This is a genomic window from Pseudomonas sp. P105, from assembly GCF_032614175.1.
In the GTDB taxonomy this organism is placed as follows: Bacteria; Pseudomonadota; Gammaproteobacteria; order Pseudomonadales; family Pseudomonadaceae; genus Aquipseudomonas; species Aquipseudomonas rhizophila.
In genome coordinates this window covers 792,791-808,689 of record NZ_CP126693.1, presented here as the reverse complement: position 1 = coordinate 808,689, position 15,899 = coordinate 792,791, and the positions used below count along the sequence as shown (strand labels likewise).

The window sequence follows — 15,899 nt, the reverse complement described above, 5'->3', positions numbered from 1 at the left end:
CAGTTTACCCTAAATCAGGATTCGGCCGGCGCAGGCTTGGGTTTGCGCCACTGGGGCAATCCAATCAACACCACGGCACTGATGATCACCAACATCGCCAGGGCCTCTTCGATCCCGATGGTTTCACCGGCGAACACAATGCCCAGCAACACCGCCACCGCCGGGTTGACGTAGGCATAGCTGGTGGCCGCCGCCGGACGTACGTGCTTGAGCAGGTACATGTAGGCGTTGAAGGCAATGATCGAACCGAAGCAGGTCAGGTAAGCCAGTGCGATCCAGCCTTCCAGCGGCGGCATGCTGTCCAGGTGTTCGCCGCTGGCCACGCTGCCGATCAATAGCACCACACCGCCCACCAGCATTTCCACGGCACTGGCCATCGCCCCCGCCGGCAGCGGCAAGTGTTTGCTCAGCACCGAACCGAAGGCCCAGGACGCCGCCGCGAACAGCAGCAAGGTCGCGCCTAATGGGCTCGATTGCAGGTTGGAGCCGAGGTTGAGCATGGCAATGCCGATCAACCCCAGCACAATCCCCGCCCACTCCAGACGGGTATTACGGGCGCCCCAGAAATATCCGCAGAGCAAGGTAAACAACGGCACCGTCGCCACGGCCAGCGCCGCCACCCCGGACGCCACGCCCGTGTGTTCGGCGACACTGACCGCGCCATTGCCGAAACTGAGCAACAACACGCCGATGACAGCCCCCGCCTTCCACTGCGCCCAAGTCGGTGCCGGCGCCCCGCGCCAGCGCAGGAAACCGTACATCAGCGAGCCGGCGATCACGAAGCGAATCCCGGCCAGCAGCAGCGGCGGCCAATGCTCCACACCGATGCGAATCACCAGGTAGGTCGACCCCCAGATGACGTACAAGGCAAAAAATGCAGCGATCAATGGCAAGGGGAAACGGCGTGGGCCAGGCATGGTCAGCTCGAAGTCAGGACAATGAAAGACGCTATTCTAGAAAGGCGACAGGCGGAAAATAAGTTACAAAACCTGTTTATCCGAACCGTACACTTTTAAAAACACGGAGATCAGCGTTATAAACCGTACTTTCGAAAGTCAGCCCCTTGGGAGCCCGAACCGTGGATAAATACGACCGCATGCTGCTCAGCGCCCTGTTGGAAAACGGTCGTGCGTCCTATGCCGAACTGGCCCGCAAAGTGAACCTGTCGGCCCCGGCCGTGGCCGAGCGGGTCAGCAAGCTGGAAACCAGCGGCGTGATCACCGGCTACCAGGCGAAAGTCGACATGGCGAAGATCGGCTTGCCGGTGCAGTGCGTCATCGAACTGCGCATGAACCAGCACGGCAACCAGAAGACTTACGATGAACTGTGCAGGATCCCGCAACTGACCGAATGCCACCGGGTGACGGGCGACCCGTGCGTGATCATGCAGGCGGCGGTCGGCTCGATGCCGGAACTGGAAGAGCTGATCAACCGCATCGCCAAGTTCGGTTTCAGCAAGACCTCGATCGTGCTGTCCAGCGCGATTGAAAAGCGGGTGCCGTTGGGGCAGTTGGAAGGCAACGGGAAGTAACACTGATCGAAACTGTGGGAGCGAGCTTGCTCGCGATAGCTTTGGATCAGCCAACATTCATGTTGACTGACACACCGCAATCGCGAGCAAGCTCGCTCCCACAGTTTTTGTTTTGTGGTGTGTTTAGAACCCGCGATGCCGCTTGAGGTGCTCGTTGATCTTCGCCGCCGGCACTTTCTGCAAACTGCACAGCAAATCGTGGGACAACTCCCGCAGCCCGTGCTGTTGCCGCAGTTGCGTCGCCAGGTGCGCGGTGAGGTTGGCGGCCATTTCGGCGTCGGCCATGGCCCGGTGAGCCTGGCCGGTGTGGGGCAGGCCGGCGAAGGTGTTGAGCGTGCCGAGCTTGTGGTTCGGCGCCATCGGCATCAGGCGCCGGGCCAGCAGCAGTGAACAGGCAAAATTCTGCAAGCGGGTGCGTTTGATCCGGCCTAGCTCGAAATCCCAGAACTTCTGGTCGAATGCGGCGTTGTGGGCCAGCAGCGGCGTGATGCCGACGAACTCGTTGACCTCGTTCATCACCTTTTCCGCCGGCGGGGCGCTGCGCAGCATGGCGTTGCTGATGCCGGTCAGTTGCTCGATGAACGCGGGCACGCGCACACCGGCGTTCATCAGGCTCTGATAGCGATCCACAATCCGGCCCTGTTCGAGAATCACCACGGCGATTTCGGTGGCCCGGCAACTGCTGCTCGGCGTGATGCCAGTGGTTTCAAAGTCGATGACTGCGATGCGTTCCAAACCTGTCTGAACTCCGTAAAAATCAATTCTTGAGCAGCAACGCGCCTTCGATCGGCACGTAGCGGCTGGCGGCGCGAATCAGCGAGTTGGCCGTCAGCCCCGGTACGCCATAAGCCACCGCCTGGACCCCGTGTTTGCTGATGATGCGTTCGAGCAGCATGTCGAAATCGCCATCACCGGAGGCCAACACCACTTCGTCAACGTGATCAGCGGCGTCCATGATGTCCAGGGTGATGCCCACGTCCCAGTCACCCTTGGCCGAGCCGTCGCTGCGCTGGATGTAAGGCTTGAGCTTCACGACAAACCCCAGGTTGCGCAGGATCCGCTGGAATTGCTGCTGCTTGCTGTCGCCGCGATCGATCGCATACGCGTAGGCCTCGACGATCTGCCCCTGCTTGCTGACATCGGCCCACAAGGCCGCGTAGTTGAAATGGCAACCATAAGCCTGGCGCACGGTGTAGTAGAGGTTCTGGACATCGGCGAACACTGCGATTTTTTTCACCGCGTTTCCTCTTGAATGCACAAGCCGGCAGAGCGGGCCCGAAAAGTTGCCCAGTATGCCAGCCCAGAGGAATGTTCCGCGAATAATCGGTCCGAGGCACCTGGGCGCCCCGGACGAATGGCAGGTCAGACGAAGGAGTCGTCATCGCCGAAGAAGGATGAATCGTCGCTGTAGTCGGCGTCGGCGAAACCGCCCTGGTCGTTGCCATAGGCATCGTTACCAGCGACGTTTGAGTCATTGCCCCAGCCGCTGTCACTGCTTGCCGTGTCGTTGACCGGTTGGGCCGGCTCTGGCTCGATGACCTCGACGACTTCCTGAGGCTGCTGGGCACCGTGGAACAGACTGCTGATGCCCTGGGCGAGCATCACGCCCCCGGCCACACCAGCCGCGGTTTTCAGCGCGCCGCTCATGAAGCTGCCGGCCCCTGGAGCCTGCTGTTGCGCGGCGCCGTAGTTAGCGGGCGGCGCGGCGTAGTTCTGCTGGGGTGGCGCATTGAAGCCAGGCCGCGCCGGTTCGCGCCAGCCGCCACCGCTGGCGGGCGAAGCGCCTGGAGCGGACGTTGGCCGTGGGTCGCGCGAGCTGCCACCGAAAATACTCGAGAGAAAACCACCACCGCTGGGCGCTGGAGGCTGTTGCCGGACCTGTTGCAGGTCCGCTTGCAACTGCTCGACCTGCTGGGTCAGTTGCCTGTTCTGCTCGTCGAGGCTTTTGAGCGCCGTCTCTTGCACCAGAATCGCCTGGGTCATGAAATAGCCCGCCGCGGGCTGGCGGGTCATATGTTCCTTGATCCGCGCCTCGGCCTGGACATCGCGCGGGGCTGCATCCTTTTCGGCCTGTTGCAGCCGTGAAAACAGTCCATCGATCAGGGTTTGTTCTTCGCTGTTCATGGCGACCTCATCAGATTGCCGGGTAGAAAAACCATGCCGGCCCTACAGGACCGGTGCCAGCCAGTAATGGGGCTGGGCACAGAGGTTTCAATGGTCTTTACCTGATGTTTACGTTTGCTTGTGCAGGCGCCTGATCGGTTAAAGTGTCGGACCGCTTTTTGACCTGCGATACCGACTCATGAATCCGTTTGACGTGCTGCGCGACTCTTTGTATTTCTTCAAACGCCATCTTGGCCGGATCGCCCAGCTGTGCCTGCCGCTGGTGATCCTCGAGGCCGTGCTGCAACAAGGCGTGGACAGCGTCGTGGGCCCCGAAGGTTTTTCCGGCTACAGCCTGATCGTCGGGCTGCTGATATACCCGCTCTACACCGCCGCGCTGATTCTGTTTCTCGACGCTCGCAGTCGCGGTGAATCGCCCCGTCCCCGTGACCTTCTCGCGACGGCCCTGACCCTGTGGCCACGCTTTGCCCTGCTGACCGCACTCAATACGTTGCTGATTCTGGTGGGCATTTCGTTGTACTTCCTGCCGGGCCTTTGGCTGATGGTGGTCCTGGCCTTTGGCGAATACCTGCTGGTGCTGCGCGGCCTGACTCCGCTGGCAGCAATGAAGGAAAGCCTGCGCCTGAGCCGCGGCAGTTTCTGGCGCATCCTGTTGTGCATTCTTTGCGTGATGGTCCCGCTCTGGCTGCTCAAGGGCGCCAGCCTGTCGGTGTACCCGCCGCCCCAGAACCCGTTGATCACCTTGCTGATCGACAGCGTTCACAGTTTCCTGCAGCTGTTCACCACCGTGGTGCTGTTCCGGATGTTCATGCTGGTCGCGGAAAAACCTGACAGCCGTTGACGACTGCTGCGCAGGTTACGGGCTTGGGCTCGGCAACTGCTCTCGGTTATGCTCAGGATCACTTTTGCGTATTGCCCATTTAAGTCGAGCCATGACCCGTCTATTGCGCTACACCTTGCTGGGCCTGTTGTTGATTCTCGGCCTGGCCGCCCTGTCGATCTATAGCCTGACCTGGCGCCCACAATCCCGGGAAGCACTGCCGGTCAGTTGCCCCGCCAACACCGCAACGCTCGTGCCTGGCCAGGCCTTGAAGGTGATGACCTGGAACGTCCAGTTCCTGGCCGGCAAGCGCTACGTGTTCTGGCACGACCTGGCCCAGGGTGACGATGAAAGCCCGACCCTCGAAGACATGGCCTTCAGCCTCGACGAAGTGGCAAGGGTCATTCGCGACGAGCAACCGGACGTCGTGTTGCTCCAGGAACTGGACGACGGCGCCAAGGCCAGCGACTACCAGAACCAGCTCAAGTTGTTGCAGGAACGATTGACCGACCTGTATCCGTGCAGCACCAGCGCCTTTGACTGGAAAGCCGATTTCATCCCCGACCCGCATATCTTCGGCAGCGTCGGCCGGCAGTTGGCGACGTTGAGCCGTTACCGCATCGATCAAGCGGAACGGGTGCAGTTGCCGGTGGCCGGGGCCAATTTCATCAGCCGTCAGTTCCAGCCGAAAAACGCTTTGTTGGTCAGTCACCTGCCGCTGAGCAGTGGTGGCCACCTGGTCGTGCTCAACACCCACCTGGAACGGGCCACGCAGCCGGATGAAACCCTGCCGAACCAGGTCAAGGCCGTGAGCAAGGTACTGGACAAACTTGAATCGCGAGGCAAACCCTGGCTGATCGGTGGCGACTTCAATCTGCTACCCCTGGGCCAATACCGGCGCCTGCCAGCCGCGCAGCGCACGCCCTACTCCGCCGACAGCCCTCTGCACCTGCTGTGGGACAAATACCCGATGATCCCCACCAACAACGAAGCCAGCGGCATCGATCGCAGCCACTGGCTGACCCACTACCCGAACGACCCCGGCCTCAACGGCCCTGACCGCACTGTCGACTACCTGTTCTACAGCCCTCGGATCAAGCGGGTCGAGGCTCGGGTGCGGCAGGACGATACCTTGCGTATCTCCGATCATTTGCCGGTGATTGCCCGATTCCTGTTGCCGGCCACGCCGTGATGCCAAGCCACATTCGCCGTCAGACGAGTGTGGCGCTGGTCCGAATCACCCACGCTTGATCAGGGTCGAGTACCTGTCTCGGCTTCCTGAACCGTCCAGGGTTTGACTTGTTCGCTCAGCGTCAGTCCCAAACCGGGGCGAGTGGGCACCAGCATCCGACCGTCGCGGGTTTCCAGACGCTCGTTGAACAGCGGCTCAAGCCATTCGAAATGCTCGACCCAGGGCTCGGTCGGATAAGCGGCTGCCAGGTGAACGTGCAGCTCCATGGCAAAGTGAGGGGCCAGCATCAGGCCCGCCTGCTCGGCCATTGATGCGACCTTCAGGTAAGGGGTGATGCCGCCTACTCGTGGTGCGTCGGGCATCAGGAAATCAGCGCCGCGCTGCTTGATGAACTCGGCGTGTTCAGCAACGCTGGTGAGCATTTCACCCGTGGCGATCGGTGTATCGAACTGCTGCGCCAACGCGGCATGGCCTTCAGCGTCATAGCAGTCCAGCGGTTCTTCAATCCAGATCAGGTTGTACGCTTCAAACTGCCGACACATGCGCTGGGCCGTCGGGCGATCCCATTGCTGGTTGGCATCCACCATCAACGGGAAGTTGTCACCCAAGTGCTTGCGCACCGCACTGACCCGTTCAATGTCGATGGCGCAATCCGGTTGCCCGACCTTCAACTTGATGCCGCCAATTCCCTTTTCTCGCGAGAGGTCAGTGTTCTTCATCAACTGATCAAGCGGGGTGTGAAGGAAGCCACCGGAAGTGTTGTAGCAACGCACCGAGTCACGTTGAGCACCGAGCAAGCGCGCCAGCGACAGGTTGGCGCGCTTGGCCTTCAGATCCCACAATGCCACGTCGAACGCCCCGATGGCCTGGGTCGACATACCGCTGCGGCCCACCGACGCGCCAGCCCAGCACAGCTTGGTCCAGAGTTTGGCAATGTCACTGGGGTTTTCCCCGATCAGCGCCGGGGCGATTTCCTTGGCATGAGCGAATTGTCCCGGCCCCCCGGCCCGCTTGGAGTAACTGAAACCCAGGCCTTGATGCCCATCGACGGTCTCGATTTCGGCAAACAGGATGGCGATTTCAGTCATCGGTTTTTGCCGTCCGGTAAGGACCTTGGCATCACTGATGGGATTGGCCAGCGGCAGGATGACCGAAGCGACACGAACCCAGGCGATTCGGTCGTCATCGGAGGACTTGAGCGATTGTTCTTGTACGTGCATAGGGCTCTCCTTGGACAGGCTCTGAAGGTGACGATGATTGCGCAATCATCAAGAGACATAAAAAAGACCTTCGTCGATGCTTCAGAAGGTCTCTTGCCTCGATACTACACTGATTGCGCAATCATTCAATCCCGCAAATCCCCGGAATCCACTGCCAGGCTCAGGTACTGGCGCGGTCGATGAACGTGAAGCCGGTGTCAATCCGCACGGGTTTGAGATGGGCGCCGGGATTTTCGAATCGTTCAAGCAGTGCTTCAGCCACTTGCAGGCCAATCCTGCCGCCGTCGACGCTGACGGTCGACAGCGCCGGGTAAACCTGCGCCGCGCTGCTGAGATCCCCGAAGCCCATGACGGCCAAGTCAGCGGGCACCTTCAAGCCAAGGCTGGCGGCTTGCGCCAACACACCTTGAGCCACGGTATCGGAGCTGCACACCACGATGTCGGGGCGCACCGGCAGATCCAGCAGCCGCCGCAGCCCCTCGCGCCCCACCTCCAGCGTGGCGGGGGGCGCCAGGACTTCCATGGGCACCTCTTCAATGCCCTGGCGCTGCAGCTCGGCGATAAGACTGTTGCAGCGACGCAGGCCACGCGGGTCGCTGATGGTCACCACGGAAAAGCGCTGGTAACCCTTTTCAAGCAAATGTCGCGCGGTCTCTTGCCCGACTTTTTCATGGGAGAAGCCAACCAGCATGTCCAAAGGGTCTTCACTCAGATCCCAGGCCTCGACCACGGGAATTCCCGCCTGGGCGAGTCGCAAGCGGCTTGATTCGGTATGGAGCGTACCGGTCAATACGATGCCGTCCGGACGACGACCGAGTACGGCTTCAAGCAGTTTCTCTTCCTGCTCCGCGCTGTAGCCGGTCAGACCGAGCAGGGTTTGATAGCCCGCTTGGGTCAGGCGGTCCATCAGCGATTGCACGGTGTCTGCAAAAATGGAGTTAGCGATGGTTGGAAGGAAAATCGCCACCAGACGACTTTTGTTGCTCGCCAGGCTACCCGCCAGCATGTTCGGCACATAGCCCGATTGGCGCACCGCTTCGCGGACCTTCTCCCGCGTGTTCTCGCTCACCAGTTCCGGGCGATGCAAAGCCCTGGAAACGGTCATTGGCGAGACGCCTGCAATCTTTGCCACATCGATCAACGTCAGGCTCGAACCCCTGGTGGCCAAGGTCATCGGTGCCTGGGAGGTGGGCGCTGCTGGTTTCTTTGCCATGAACTGTTCCGAATCTGAAGCCAAGTAACCGGGACTGCGTATAAAGCAGTTGATGGGTCGGTGAATCTACCATTTGCGCCCCCGTGCTGGCGGGCCAAACCGGCGGTTTATCACTTGCGGGGTTTGATCCGGGCCGTGGCTTCGGCCACCAGCGGATCGTCCGGCCAGTAATGCTTGGGATAACGTCCCTTGAGGTCTTTCTTCACTTCGGCATAGGTGCTGCGCCAGAAATTCGCCAGATCCTGGGTCACCTGCACCGGTCGCCGCGCCGGTGACAACAGGTGCAGTTTGACGACCTGTCGGCCGCCGGCAATGCGTGGGGTGTCGGCCAGGCCGAACAGTTCCTGCAAGCGTACCGCGAGAATCGGCGGGTGTTCGCTGTAGTCCAGGCGAATCGACGAGCCCGAGGGCACGCTCAGATGATGGGGTGCCCATTCATCCAGCCGTTGCGGCAAGGGCCAGGGCAGCAGGTTGTGGACGATACTCGACAGGTCCAGGTTGGCGAAATGGCTGAGGCGTGACACGCGTCCCAGGTACGGCATCAACCATTGCTCAAGCGTGTTCAGTAGCGCCCCGTCGCTGACATCTGGCCAATCACTCTCGCTCTTGGCCTCCAGATCGAGCCGGCGCAACAGTGCCACCCGCGCCTGCCATTGCCGCAGCTCCGGCGTCCAGGGCAGCAACTCCAGTCCCTTGCGCCGTACCAGGTTCACCAGCGCCTGGCTGCGCGCCGACTCATCCAGCCCGGTCAGTGGCTCACGGCTGAGCACCAGTTCGCCGACCTTGCGCTGGCGCTCGGCCCGCAGCACGCCTTCACGCTCGTCCCAATCCAGTTGATCCACCGTGCGCACCTGTTCGGCCAGCACCGAATCAAACAGCGCCGGATCGAAATCCGTCGCCAGGTAGATTCGCTCTTCCCGCTGCCCCTGTCGGCTGCCCAGGTCGGCGATCACCAGCCACGGCTGTTTCATCAGGCTGTCCGCTTCGGCAAACAACGCTGCACGGCCGTTGGCCAGGCGATACTCCGCCCCGCCGGGCCGCCGCTGTTGAGCGACGCGATCCGGGTAGGCCAACGCCAGTAAAGCGCCCAGCCAGCGCGGATGTTCGGGGTCGGCGACGGCGTCTTCGGCCTTGCCCCGCAGGTAACCGCGATATTGCCGGGCCAGTTGCCGCGCCCGCTGTACCCCGCCCTGGGCGCCACGGGCCGCCCGCTCTTCACCGGACAGCAACGCCAGGCGCGTGTGCAGGTCCGCCCCGGCGCCACGCAGAATGTCTCGCTCCCCCAACAGCGCCGCGACGTTGCACGCCATGTCCGCCAGCCCCAGCGACTGCCCCCGCAGCAACAAATGCGCGATGCGCGGGTGAGCCGGCAGTTCGGCCATGGCTTGGCCATGACGGGTCAGTTGCTCGCCGTCCAGCGCGCCCAGGCGTTGCAGCAGCTCCTGCGCCTGGGCATAAGCGGCGGTGGGCGGGATGTCGAGCCAGACCAATTGCTGCGGCGTCACGCCCCAACGCCCCAATTGCAAAGCCAGCCCGGCCAGGTCCGCCGAAAGAATCTCCGCGCTGCCATAAGCGGCCAGTTGTTCGTGCTGGTCCTCGGACCACAACCGATAGCACACCCCCGGTTCCAGACGCCCGGCCCGCCCGGCCCGCTGAGTGGCGCTGGCCCGGGAAATCCGCTGGGTGTCGAGGCGAGTCATGCCGCTGCCCGGATCGAAGCGCGGCACTCGCGCCAATCCGGCATCAATCACCACCCGTACGCCATTGATGGTCAGGCTGGTTTCGGCGATGTTGGTGGCCAGCACCACTTTGCGCTGGCCGGGCGGCGCCGGGTCGATGGCCGCGCGTTGGGCGGCGAGGTCCAGCTCGCCATGCAATGGACAGAGCAGCACATTACCGCCTTCACCCAAGGCATCGGCCAGTTGCTGATGAACCCGGCGGATCTCCGCTTGCCCAGGCAAGAACACCAGCACGCTGCCGGTTTCATCGTGCAGCGCTTCGAGCACGGTCTGCACCAGGCGCGGCTCGATGAACTCGCCGGGCTGGAACGGCCGGCCCCAGCGCACCGTCACCGGGAACATGCGCCCTTCACTGCGCAGGATCGGCGCGTCGTCCAACAACCCGGCCAGGCGCTCGCCTTCCAGCGTCGCGGACATCAGCAGGATTTTCAGCGGCTGGTCGTCGCGAAACAGCTCGCGGCCATTGAGACTCAAGGCCAGGGCCAGGTCGGCGTCGAGACTGCGTTCGTGGAACTCATCAAAAATCAGCAGCCCAACGCCCTCCAGCGCCGGGTCGTCCTGCAAGCGGCGGGTGAGGATGCCTTCGGTGACCACTTCAATGCGGGTCTTGGGGCCCACCTTGCTGTCGAGACGAATTCGGTAGCCGACGGTTTCACCGACCTTTTCCCCCAGCTCGCTGGCCAGTCGCTCGGCCGCCGCCCGTGCCGCCAGGCGCCGGGGCTCAAGCATCAGAATCGTCTGCCCGGCCAGCCAGGACTCATTCAACAGGGCCAAGGGGACGCGGGTGGTTTTACCAGCGCCGGGCGGCGCTTCGAGCACGGCTTCGTGACGCGACGCCAAGGCTTGACGCAGGGCAGGTAAAACTTCATCAATCGGCAAAGAAATCATGCTGGCTCCAAAACAGAGGGCCGAGTATAACGGCGAACTGTTTAGCGTGGTCTGGACTCCAACCAGCAACGCCTTTACCTGCTCAGGAGATTGCTATGCGTATTCCCTTTCGCGTGATCGGCGGCGTTCTGGTCGCCTCCCTGCTGACCCAGATCAGCGCCTGCGGCTCGATCTTCTACCCCGACCGTCGCGGCCAGATCGACGGCAAGATCGACCCGGCGATTGCCGCGCTGGACGCCGTCGGCCTGCTGTTCTACATCATCCCCGGCCTGATCGCGTTCGCCGTGGACTTCGCCACCGGGGCGATTTATTTCGAGCCCGGCAGAAGCGTCCAGATCGAGCCAGAAAAACTCAAGCCGGCGATCAACGCCGACGGCAGCGTCAACAACCAAAAGCTGCAAGCGATTTTGGAGAGCGAACTGGGCCGCAGTTTCCCCCTGGACGACCCACGTTTGATCCAAAGCAAGGGCAACGCCCAGCAACTGGCCGCCCTCGGGCTTAAACCGGCCGCGTGATGGGCGCTATTGAAGGAACGACCGCGCCATGACCACCAGCACCGAACATGCCCGTCTGCTGCGTCTGGCCACCCGTGCTTCGGTGGCCGTGGCGCTTATTCTGGTCATTGCCAAGGCACTGGCCTGGTGGCTGAGCGGCTCGGTGAGCATGCTCGCCGGCCTGACCGACTCGGCGCTGGACGGCGTCACGTCGCTGCTCAACCTGCTGGCGGTGCATTACGCATTGCGCCCCGCCGACGAGGACCATCGTTACGGCCACGGCAAAGCCGAGTCCCTGGCCGGCATGGCCCAGGCATTGTTCATCGGCGGCAGTGCCGTGTTGATTGCGCTACAGGCGTTTGAGCGTCTGAAAAACCCGGTCCCGGTGGAAGCGGCCTGGCTCAGTGTCGGCGTGATCGTATTCTCCCTGGGGCTGACCCTGGCCTTGTTGGCGCTGCAACATCGGGTCGTCCGCGCCACCGGCTCCAACGCCGTGCGCGCTGACTCGCTGCACTATCGCTCGGATCTGTTGCTCAACGGCAGCATCTTGGTCGCCCTGGTGCTGGCCGGGTTGGGCTGGCATCAACTGGATGCCTGGTTCGGCCTGGGCATCGCCGTCTACATCCTGTGGAGCGCGATCCAGATCGCCCGGGAAAGCTTCGCGGTATTGATGGATGAGGAACTGCCGCCCGACGTCAGCCAGCGCATGCTGGAACTGGCCTGCGCGGTGCCCGGGGTACTGGGTGCCCACGATCTGCGCACGCGGATCTCAGGTAACCATTGGTTCGTGCAACTGCATCTGGAACTGCCGGGAGAACTGACCCTGTCAGTAGCCCACGGCATCAGCGACCAGGCCGCCGATGCCATACACCGCGCCTATCCGAAGGCGGAAGTGTTGGTGCATGCCGATCCGTCGGAAGTGGTGAAGCGCACCAGCGCCTGACGCCGAACACAGAACCCCGTGGCGAGGGAGCTTGCTCCCGCTGGCCTGCGCAGCAGGCCCAAGATTTTACGGTCGCTGCGCAACCGAGCGGGAGCAAGCTCCCTCGCCACAGGGGAGTGTTTTTCTTTCGAGTGATCAGTACGTCACCTGATACCCACGACTGCTCAAGCAACTCCCTTGGGCCTGACGATAGGTCTGTACCACTTGCGGCGCGGGCGGGTAGGTGTAGTTGCGCGGATCGAAACCGCTCTGCTGCACCGCCCAGCGATAGCATTCGTAGCCATCCTGATTGACCTGCTCGGGAGACTGGCCGTTGGCTGGATAAGCCACCACATCGTAGCTGTTGCCTTGGGGCTGGGGCTGCGGGTTGCTCACCGGCGCGTCAACGACGACGTAGTCCCGGGTGTTGGCTTCGTAGATGTAATAGGCACCGGCGGCGAGGAAAAACAGCGAGCCGCCAATCCAGACTTCCCGGGCATAATCGGGCAGATAACGGGTACGGATTCCGCGCGGCGGCTCAACCACGATATAGCGCGGCCCTTGGGGGCGATACCAGTAACCGCCCGAATAAAAATAGTCATGGCCACGGTAAGGCACGCGGTAGTGACGATCCGGAAAACGATCGATTACATACCCAGGACGATATTGCGGCCCCGGCCCCCAGCCGTTGCCATGACCGTCCGGCCGACCGGACCAGTGCTGATCAGGGCGAGGGTCATGGCTGGGGCGTGGCCCACCGCTCGGATAACCATCACTGCGGCGCGGAATATCGCGGTAGTAACCCGGCCTCGGCTCCTGAGTCTGGGTCACGCTGTCGGGGCGGCCCTGGATCGGCAGGCTGTTACCCGGTGGCTGCGGCGGACGACCATTGGGGTCTTGCGGCGGGCGGTTGTAGGGCTGGCCGCCTTGAGCGTGAGGCTGGACCTCAAACTGGCGGCTGTTGTCGCCGCGAATGATCTCGTTGCTCTGTGGCCGGGGTTGGCCTGAATAACCCTGGCCATTGCCACCTCGCCCGTCCGGGCCGCCACGATTTTGCTGATCGTCGGCCACTCCCTGCGCACTGACACTTGCCCACAACAGACCAACACCTGCCAAACGCCAGATGCGCGACTTCATGAAATTCCTCACAACGGTTCAGGGCCTGATGAATGAGACTGGAAAAGCCTAGGCCGGTTCTGCGACAGGTTATCAGTCGCCGCCATTATTTCGCAGGCATAAAAAAGGGAGGCCCGTCGGCCTCCCCTTGAGAACTTCGTCCGTGCGCGACGCTTTTGACGTCGGCTCACCTCACGCCGTCTTCTGGACAGTGTGCAGCTCGGGGGTCTGCCAGACACCGGTGGGTGCTGCGACCGCGGCCGGCCGGATTAGGCGGGCCGCACTGGACTGTTTGTCCGAGCAGTGATCTTGGTGATAAGAATAGGCTCGGAGCACTGACGAATGATTGCGAAGATTGCGTAAATAAACATCACTTGCGCAATTTTTTACCCGCGATAGATAATATCCAGCAATTATCAAGACAAAGGCCCGACCAATGAGCAAACTCGACCGTTACGACCTGAGCATTCTGGCGGAATTGCAGCGCGACGCGCGCATCTCCAATCAGGAGCTGGCCGAACGCATCGGCCTGTCGCCGTCCCCCTGCTCGCGGCGGGTCAAGCAATTGGAAGACGACGGCTACATTACCCGTCAGGTCGCCCTGCTCGACCGCAAAATGCTCGGCCTGAGCCTGACGGCCTACGTGCTCATCGGCATGGACCGCCACACCCCTGAACGTTTCGAGAACTTCGAAGCCGCCATCCGCAATTTGCCCCAGGTGTTGGAATGCAGCCTGGTGACCGGCATGGATGCGGATTACCAGCTCAAGGTCGTGGTGCCGGACATGGACCATTATCAGAAACTGCTGCTGGGGCACCTGACCCGGATTGACGGGGTCACCAGTGTGCGGTCCAGCTTCGTGTTGAACCAGGTGCTCAACAGCACCGAACTGCCGCTGACTCATCTGCGCGGCTGACGACAAACGAGCGCCGCTTCACAGCCGCTCACCGACGTACGCGCGCATCGGCCAGCCCCCGAACCCAAACCACACTCGCCTTGAAGCCACGAATCAGCCTTTGAATTCCCGCAAGGCGTATTCGGCGAGCTTGCCCTGGATGAAGTCCAGAAAGCACTGGATCCTCAGGGCCAGTTGGGAGTTGCGGTAATACACCGCGTTGATCGGTTGGCGATATCCGCTGTTGGCATCGGCCAGCAGCACCTTGAGCTGGCCAGCACGGATGTCTTCACGGGTCATGAAGTCCGACAGGCACGCTATGCCCTGCCCTTGCAGCGCCAAGTGACGCACGGTTTCGCCACTGGACGCGCTGATGGCAGGCTGGATCGGCCAACGATCACCGTGCTCGTGGCGCAGCGGCCACTGATTGAGGCCCTCATTCTGGGCAAACCCCAACAGTGCATGCCGGGCCAGTTCGGCGACAGTGGCAGGTGTACCGTGCTGCTTCAGATAGGCCGGGCTGGCCAGGATATGCAGCGGACTGCACCCCAGGGATCGGGCATGTAGCGTCGAATCGCTGAGGGTGCCGATGCGGATCGCTATGTCGGTACTTTGCTCGAGCAAATCGATGATCAGGTCGTTGCTGTTGAGTTCGAGCTGGATATCCGGGTAGAGCCCGCGGAACTCTTCGATATGCGGCACGATAGCGTGCAACATGAAAGGCGAAGCCGCATTGATCCGCAACCGCCCCGCCGGGTTTTTCTGGCGAGACGACAGGCGCTCCTCCAGCTCATCCATCTGGTCGAGAATGCCCTTGGCCTGCTCGAAGAAATACTTGCCCTCTTCGGTCAGGTCCATGCGCCGCGTGGTGCGGTTGATCAGCGTGGTATCGAGCTTGGCTTCCAGGCGCGACAAGGTACGACTGACCGCAGACGGCGTCTGCCCGACCTGCTCGGCGGCGGCGGATATCGACCCGCACTCGATCACGCAGACGAAAATCTGCAATTCGTCGGATCTGGCTTTCACGTATCCCCCTGTCGACTGCGCTCTCTTGTGGCGAGGGAATCTATCCCCGCCGGGCCGCAAAGCGGACCCGAGCCCCAGGATAGTATCGGGATACGTGACAAAAGAAAGGTCACGCCTTCAGGCCGAACACCTCAATCAAGTGCTGCTCATAACGCGCCACATCGGCCTCGATATTCGGGCGTTTCATCACGTCCACAGACAGGAAGGTTGGCAATCCGCTCATGCCCAGGAACTGGTTGGCCTTGTGGAACGGAAAGTACACAGCGTCCACACCCTTGGCTTCAAAGAAGTCGGTCGGGTCATCGAAGGCTTGCTGCGGGGCGTTCCAGGTCAGCGACAACATGTATTGCTTGCCCTGCAACAAACCACCGCTGCCGTATTTCTGCGAAGCATCGGAGCGGGTGCGGCCGTCGCTGGCATAGAGGCTGCCATGGCCTTCGGTGAAGACCTCATCGACGTATTTCTTGACGGTCCACGGCGCGCCCATCCACCAGCCTGGCATCTGGTAAATGATCACGTCGGCCCAGAGGAATTTGGCAACTTCTTCCTTGATGTCGTAACCACCGTCGATGAACGTGGTTTTCACATCGAACCCGCCACGGTCCAACACGCTGACCGCCGCATCATGGAGGGTGGCGTTATAGCGACCGTCGGAGTGAGCGAATTGTTTACCACCGTTGAGCAGCAGGACTTTTTTCATGGAGAGCCTCATCGGATTC

At 61.8% G+C, this 15,899-nt stretch carries 16 protein-coding genes; 6 read left to right on the top strand and 10 right to left on the bottom strand.

The genetic code is table 11. The annotated features are described in order from the left end of the window. Positions 1–14 precede the first annotated feature (14 nt). Positions 15–917 (bottom strand): drug/metabolite exporter YedA, encoded by a 903-nt coding sequence (gene yedA, locus QOM08_RS03455; protein ID WP_076386438.1) that lies wholly within the window; start codon positions 915–917, stop codon positions 15–17. Positions 918–1,078: 161 nt separating this feature from the next. On the opposite strand from yedA, the gene QOM08_RS03450 reads away from it, so the two are divergent. Next, positions 1,079–1,531, top strand: a complete 453-nt coding sequence (locus QOM08_RS03450) for an Lrp/AsnC family transcriptional regulator (protein ID WP_047229544.1) — start codon at positions 1,079–1,081, stop codon at positions 1,529–1,531. Between the two features lie 123 nt (positions 1,532–1,654). Here QOM08_RS03450 and QOM08_RS03445 read toward each other — a convergent pair whose 3' ends face one another. The 3 genes from QOM08_RS03445 to QOM08_RS03435 all read right to left on the bottom strand — a co-directional run bounded on the left by QOM08_RS03445 (position 1,655) and on the right by QOM08_RS03435 (position 3,655). Then, positions 1,655–2,266, bottom strand: coding sequence for a PolC-type DNA polymerase III (locus QOM08_RS03445; RefSeq protein WP_139051212.1), 612 nt, complete (start codon positions 2,264–2,266; stop codon positions 1,655–1,657). Between the two features lie 22 nt (positions 2,267–2,288). Next, entirely contained in the window at positions 2,289–2,768 is a 480-nt protein-coding gene (locus QOM08_RS03440; protein WP_316912565.1) for an NYN domain-containing protein, read from the bottom strand. Between the two features lie 125 nt (positions 2,769–2,893). Continuing rightward, a complete protein-coding gene (locus QOM08_RS03435; RefSeq protein WP_047229542.1) occupies positions 2,894–3,655 on the bottom strand; it encodes a DUF2076 domain-containing protein in 762 nt (253 codons plus the stop codon). A gap of 178 nt (positions 3,656–3,833) precedes the next feature. Between QOM08_RS03435 and QOM08_RS03430 the strand changes: the two genes are divergently transcribed. Then, positions 3,834–4,496 carry a membrane protein gene (locus QOM08_RS03430; RefSeq protein WP_047229541.1) on the top strand — a complete coding sequence of 221 codons (663 nt, stop codon included), beginning with the start codon at positions 3,834–3,836 and terminating at the stop codon, positions 4,494–4,496. Positions 4,497–4,587: 91 nt separating this feature from the next. Further along, complete coding sequence (locus QOM08_RS03425) at positions 4,588–5,667, top strand: endonuclease/exonuclease/phosphatase family protein (RefSeq protein ID WP_047229540.1); 1,080 nt, start codon at positions 4,588–4,590, stop codon at positions 5,665–5,667. A gap of 59 nt (positions 5,668–5,726) precedes the next feature. Here the strand turns inward: QOM08_RS03425 and QOM08_RS03420 are convergent, their stop codons facing one another. The 3 genes from QOM08_RS03420 to hrpB form a co-directional block, all read right to left on the bottom strand. Beyond that, complete coding sequence (locus tag QOM08_RS03420; RefSeq protein WP_047229539.1) at positions 5,727–6,887, bottom strand: L-talarate/galactarate dehydratase; 1,161 nt, start codon at positions 6,885–6,887, stop codon at positions 5,727–5,729. Between the two features lie 160 nt (positions 6,888–7,047). Continuing rightward, positions 7,048–8,100, bottom strand: a complete 1,053-nt coding sequence (locus tag QOM08_RS03415; protein ID WP_316912564.1) for a LacI family DNA-binding transcriptional regulator — start codon at positions 8,098–8,100, stop codon at positions 7,048–7,050. A 110-nt stretch (positions 8,101–8,210) separates the two neighbouring features. Next, the gene (hrpB, locus tag QOM08_RS03410) at positions 8,211–10,727 is read right to left on the bottom strand and encodes an ATP-dependent helicase HrpB (protein ID WP_076386450.1); all 2,517 of its coding nucleotides are present in this window, start codon (positions 10,725–10,727) and stop codon (positions 8,211–8,213) included. Between the two features lie 95 nt (positions 10,728–10,822). On the opposite strand from hrpB, the gene QOM08_RS03405 reads away from it, so the two are divergent. After that, the gene (locus QOM08_RS03405) at positions 10,823–11,242 is read left to right on the top strand and encodes a hypothetical protein (protein WP_047229536.1); all 420 of its coding nucleotides are present in this window, start codon (positions 10,823–10,825) and stop codon (positions 11,240–11,242) included. A gap of 28 nt (positions 11,243–11,270) precedes the next feature. Next, the gene (locus tag QOM08_RS03400) at positions 11,271–12,164 is read left to right on the top strand and encodes a cation diffusion facilitator family transporter (RefSeq protein WP_047229535.1); all 894 of its coding nucleotides are present in this window, start codon (positions 11,271–11,273) and stop codon (positions 12,162–12,164) included. A 135-nt stretch (positions 12,165–12,299) separates the two neighbouring features. Here QOM08_RS03400 and QOM08_RS03395 read toward each other — a convergent pair whose 3' ends face one another. Then, positions 12,300–13,280: a DUF6515 family protein gene (locus QOM08_RS03395; protein WP_107322980.1), complete on the bottom strand. Its 981-nt coding sequence runs from the start codon at positions 13,278–13,280 to the stop codon at positions 12,300–12,302. 415 nt (positions 13,281–13,695) lie between these two features. Here QOM08_RS03395 and QOM08_RS03390 point away from each other — a divergent pair, with 415 nt between their 5' ends. Then, positions 13,696–14,175 carry an Lrp/AsnC family transcriptional regulator gene (locus QOM08_RS03390; protein WP_047229533.1) on the top strand — a complete coding sequence of 160 codons (480 nt, stop codon included), beginning with the start codon at positions 13,696–13,698 and terminating at the stop codon, positions 14,173–14,175. A gap of 93 nt (positions 14,176–14,268) precedes the next feature. Here the strand turns inward: QOM08_RS03390 and QOM08_RS03385 are convergent, their stop codons facing one another. Further along, positions 14,269–15,180, bottom strand: a complete 912-nt coding sequence (locus tag QOM08_RS03385) for a LysR family transcriptional regulator (protein ID WP_316912563.1) — start codon at positions 15,178–15,180, stop codon at positions 14,269–14,271. A 109-nt stretch (positions 15,181–15,289) separates the two neighbouring features. Next, positions 15,290–15,880, bottom strand: coding sequence for an NAD(P)H-dependent oxidoreductase (locus QOM08_RS03380; RefSeq protein WP_047229531.1), 591 nt, complete (start codon positions 15,878–15,880; stop codon positions 15,290–15,292). Between the last annotated feature and the right edge of the window lie 19 nt (positions 15,881–15,899).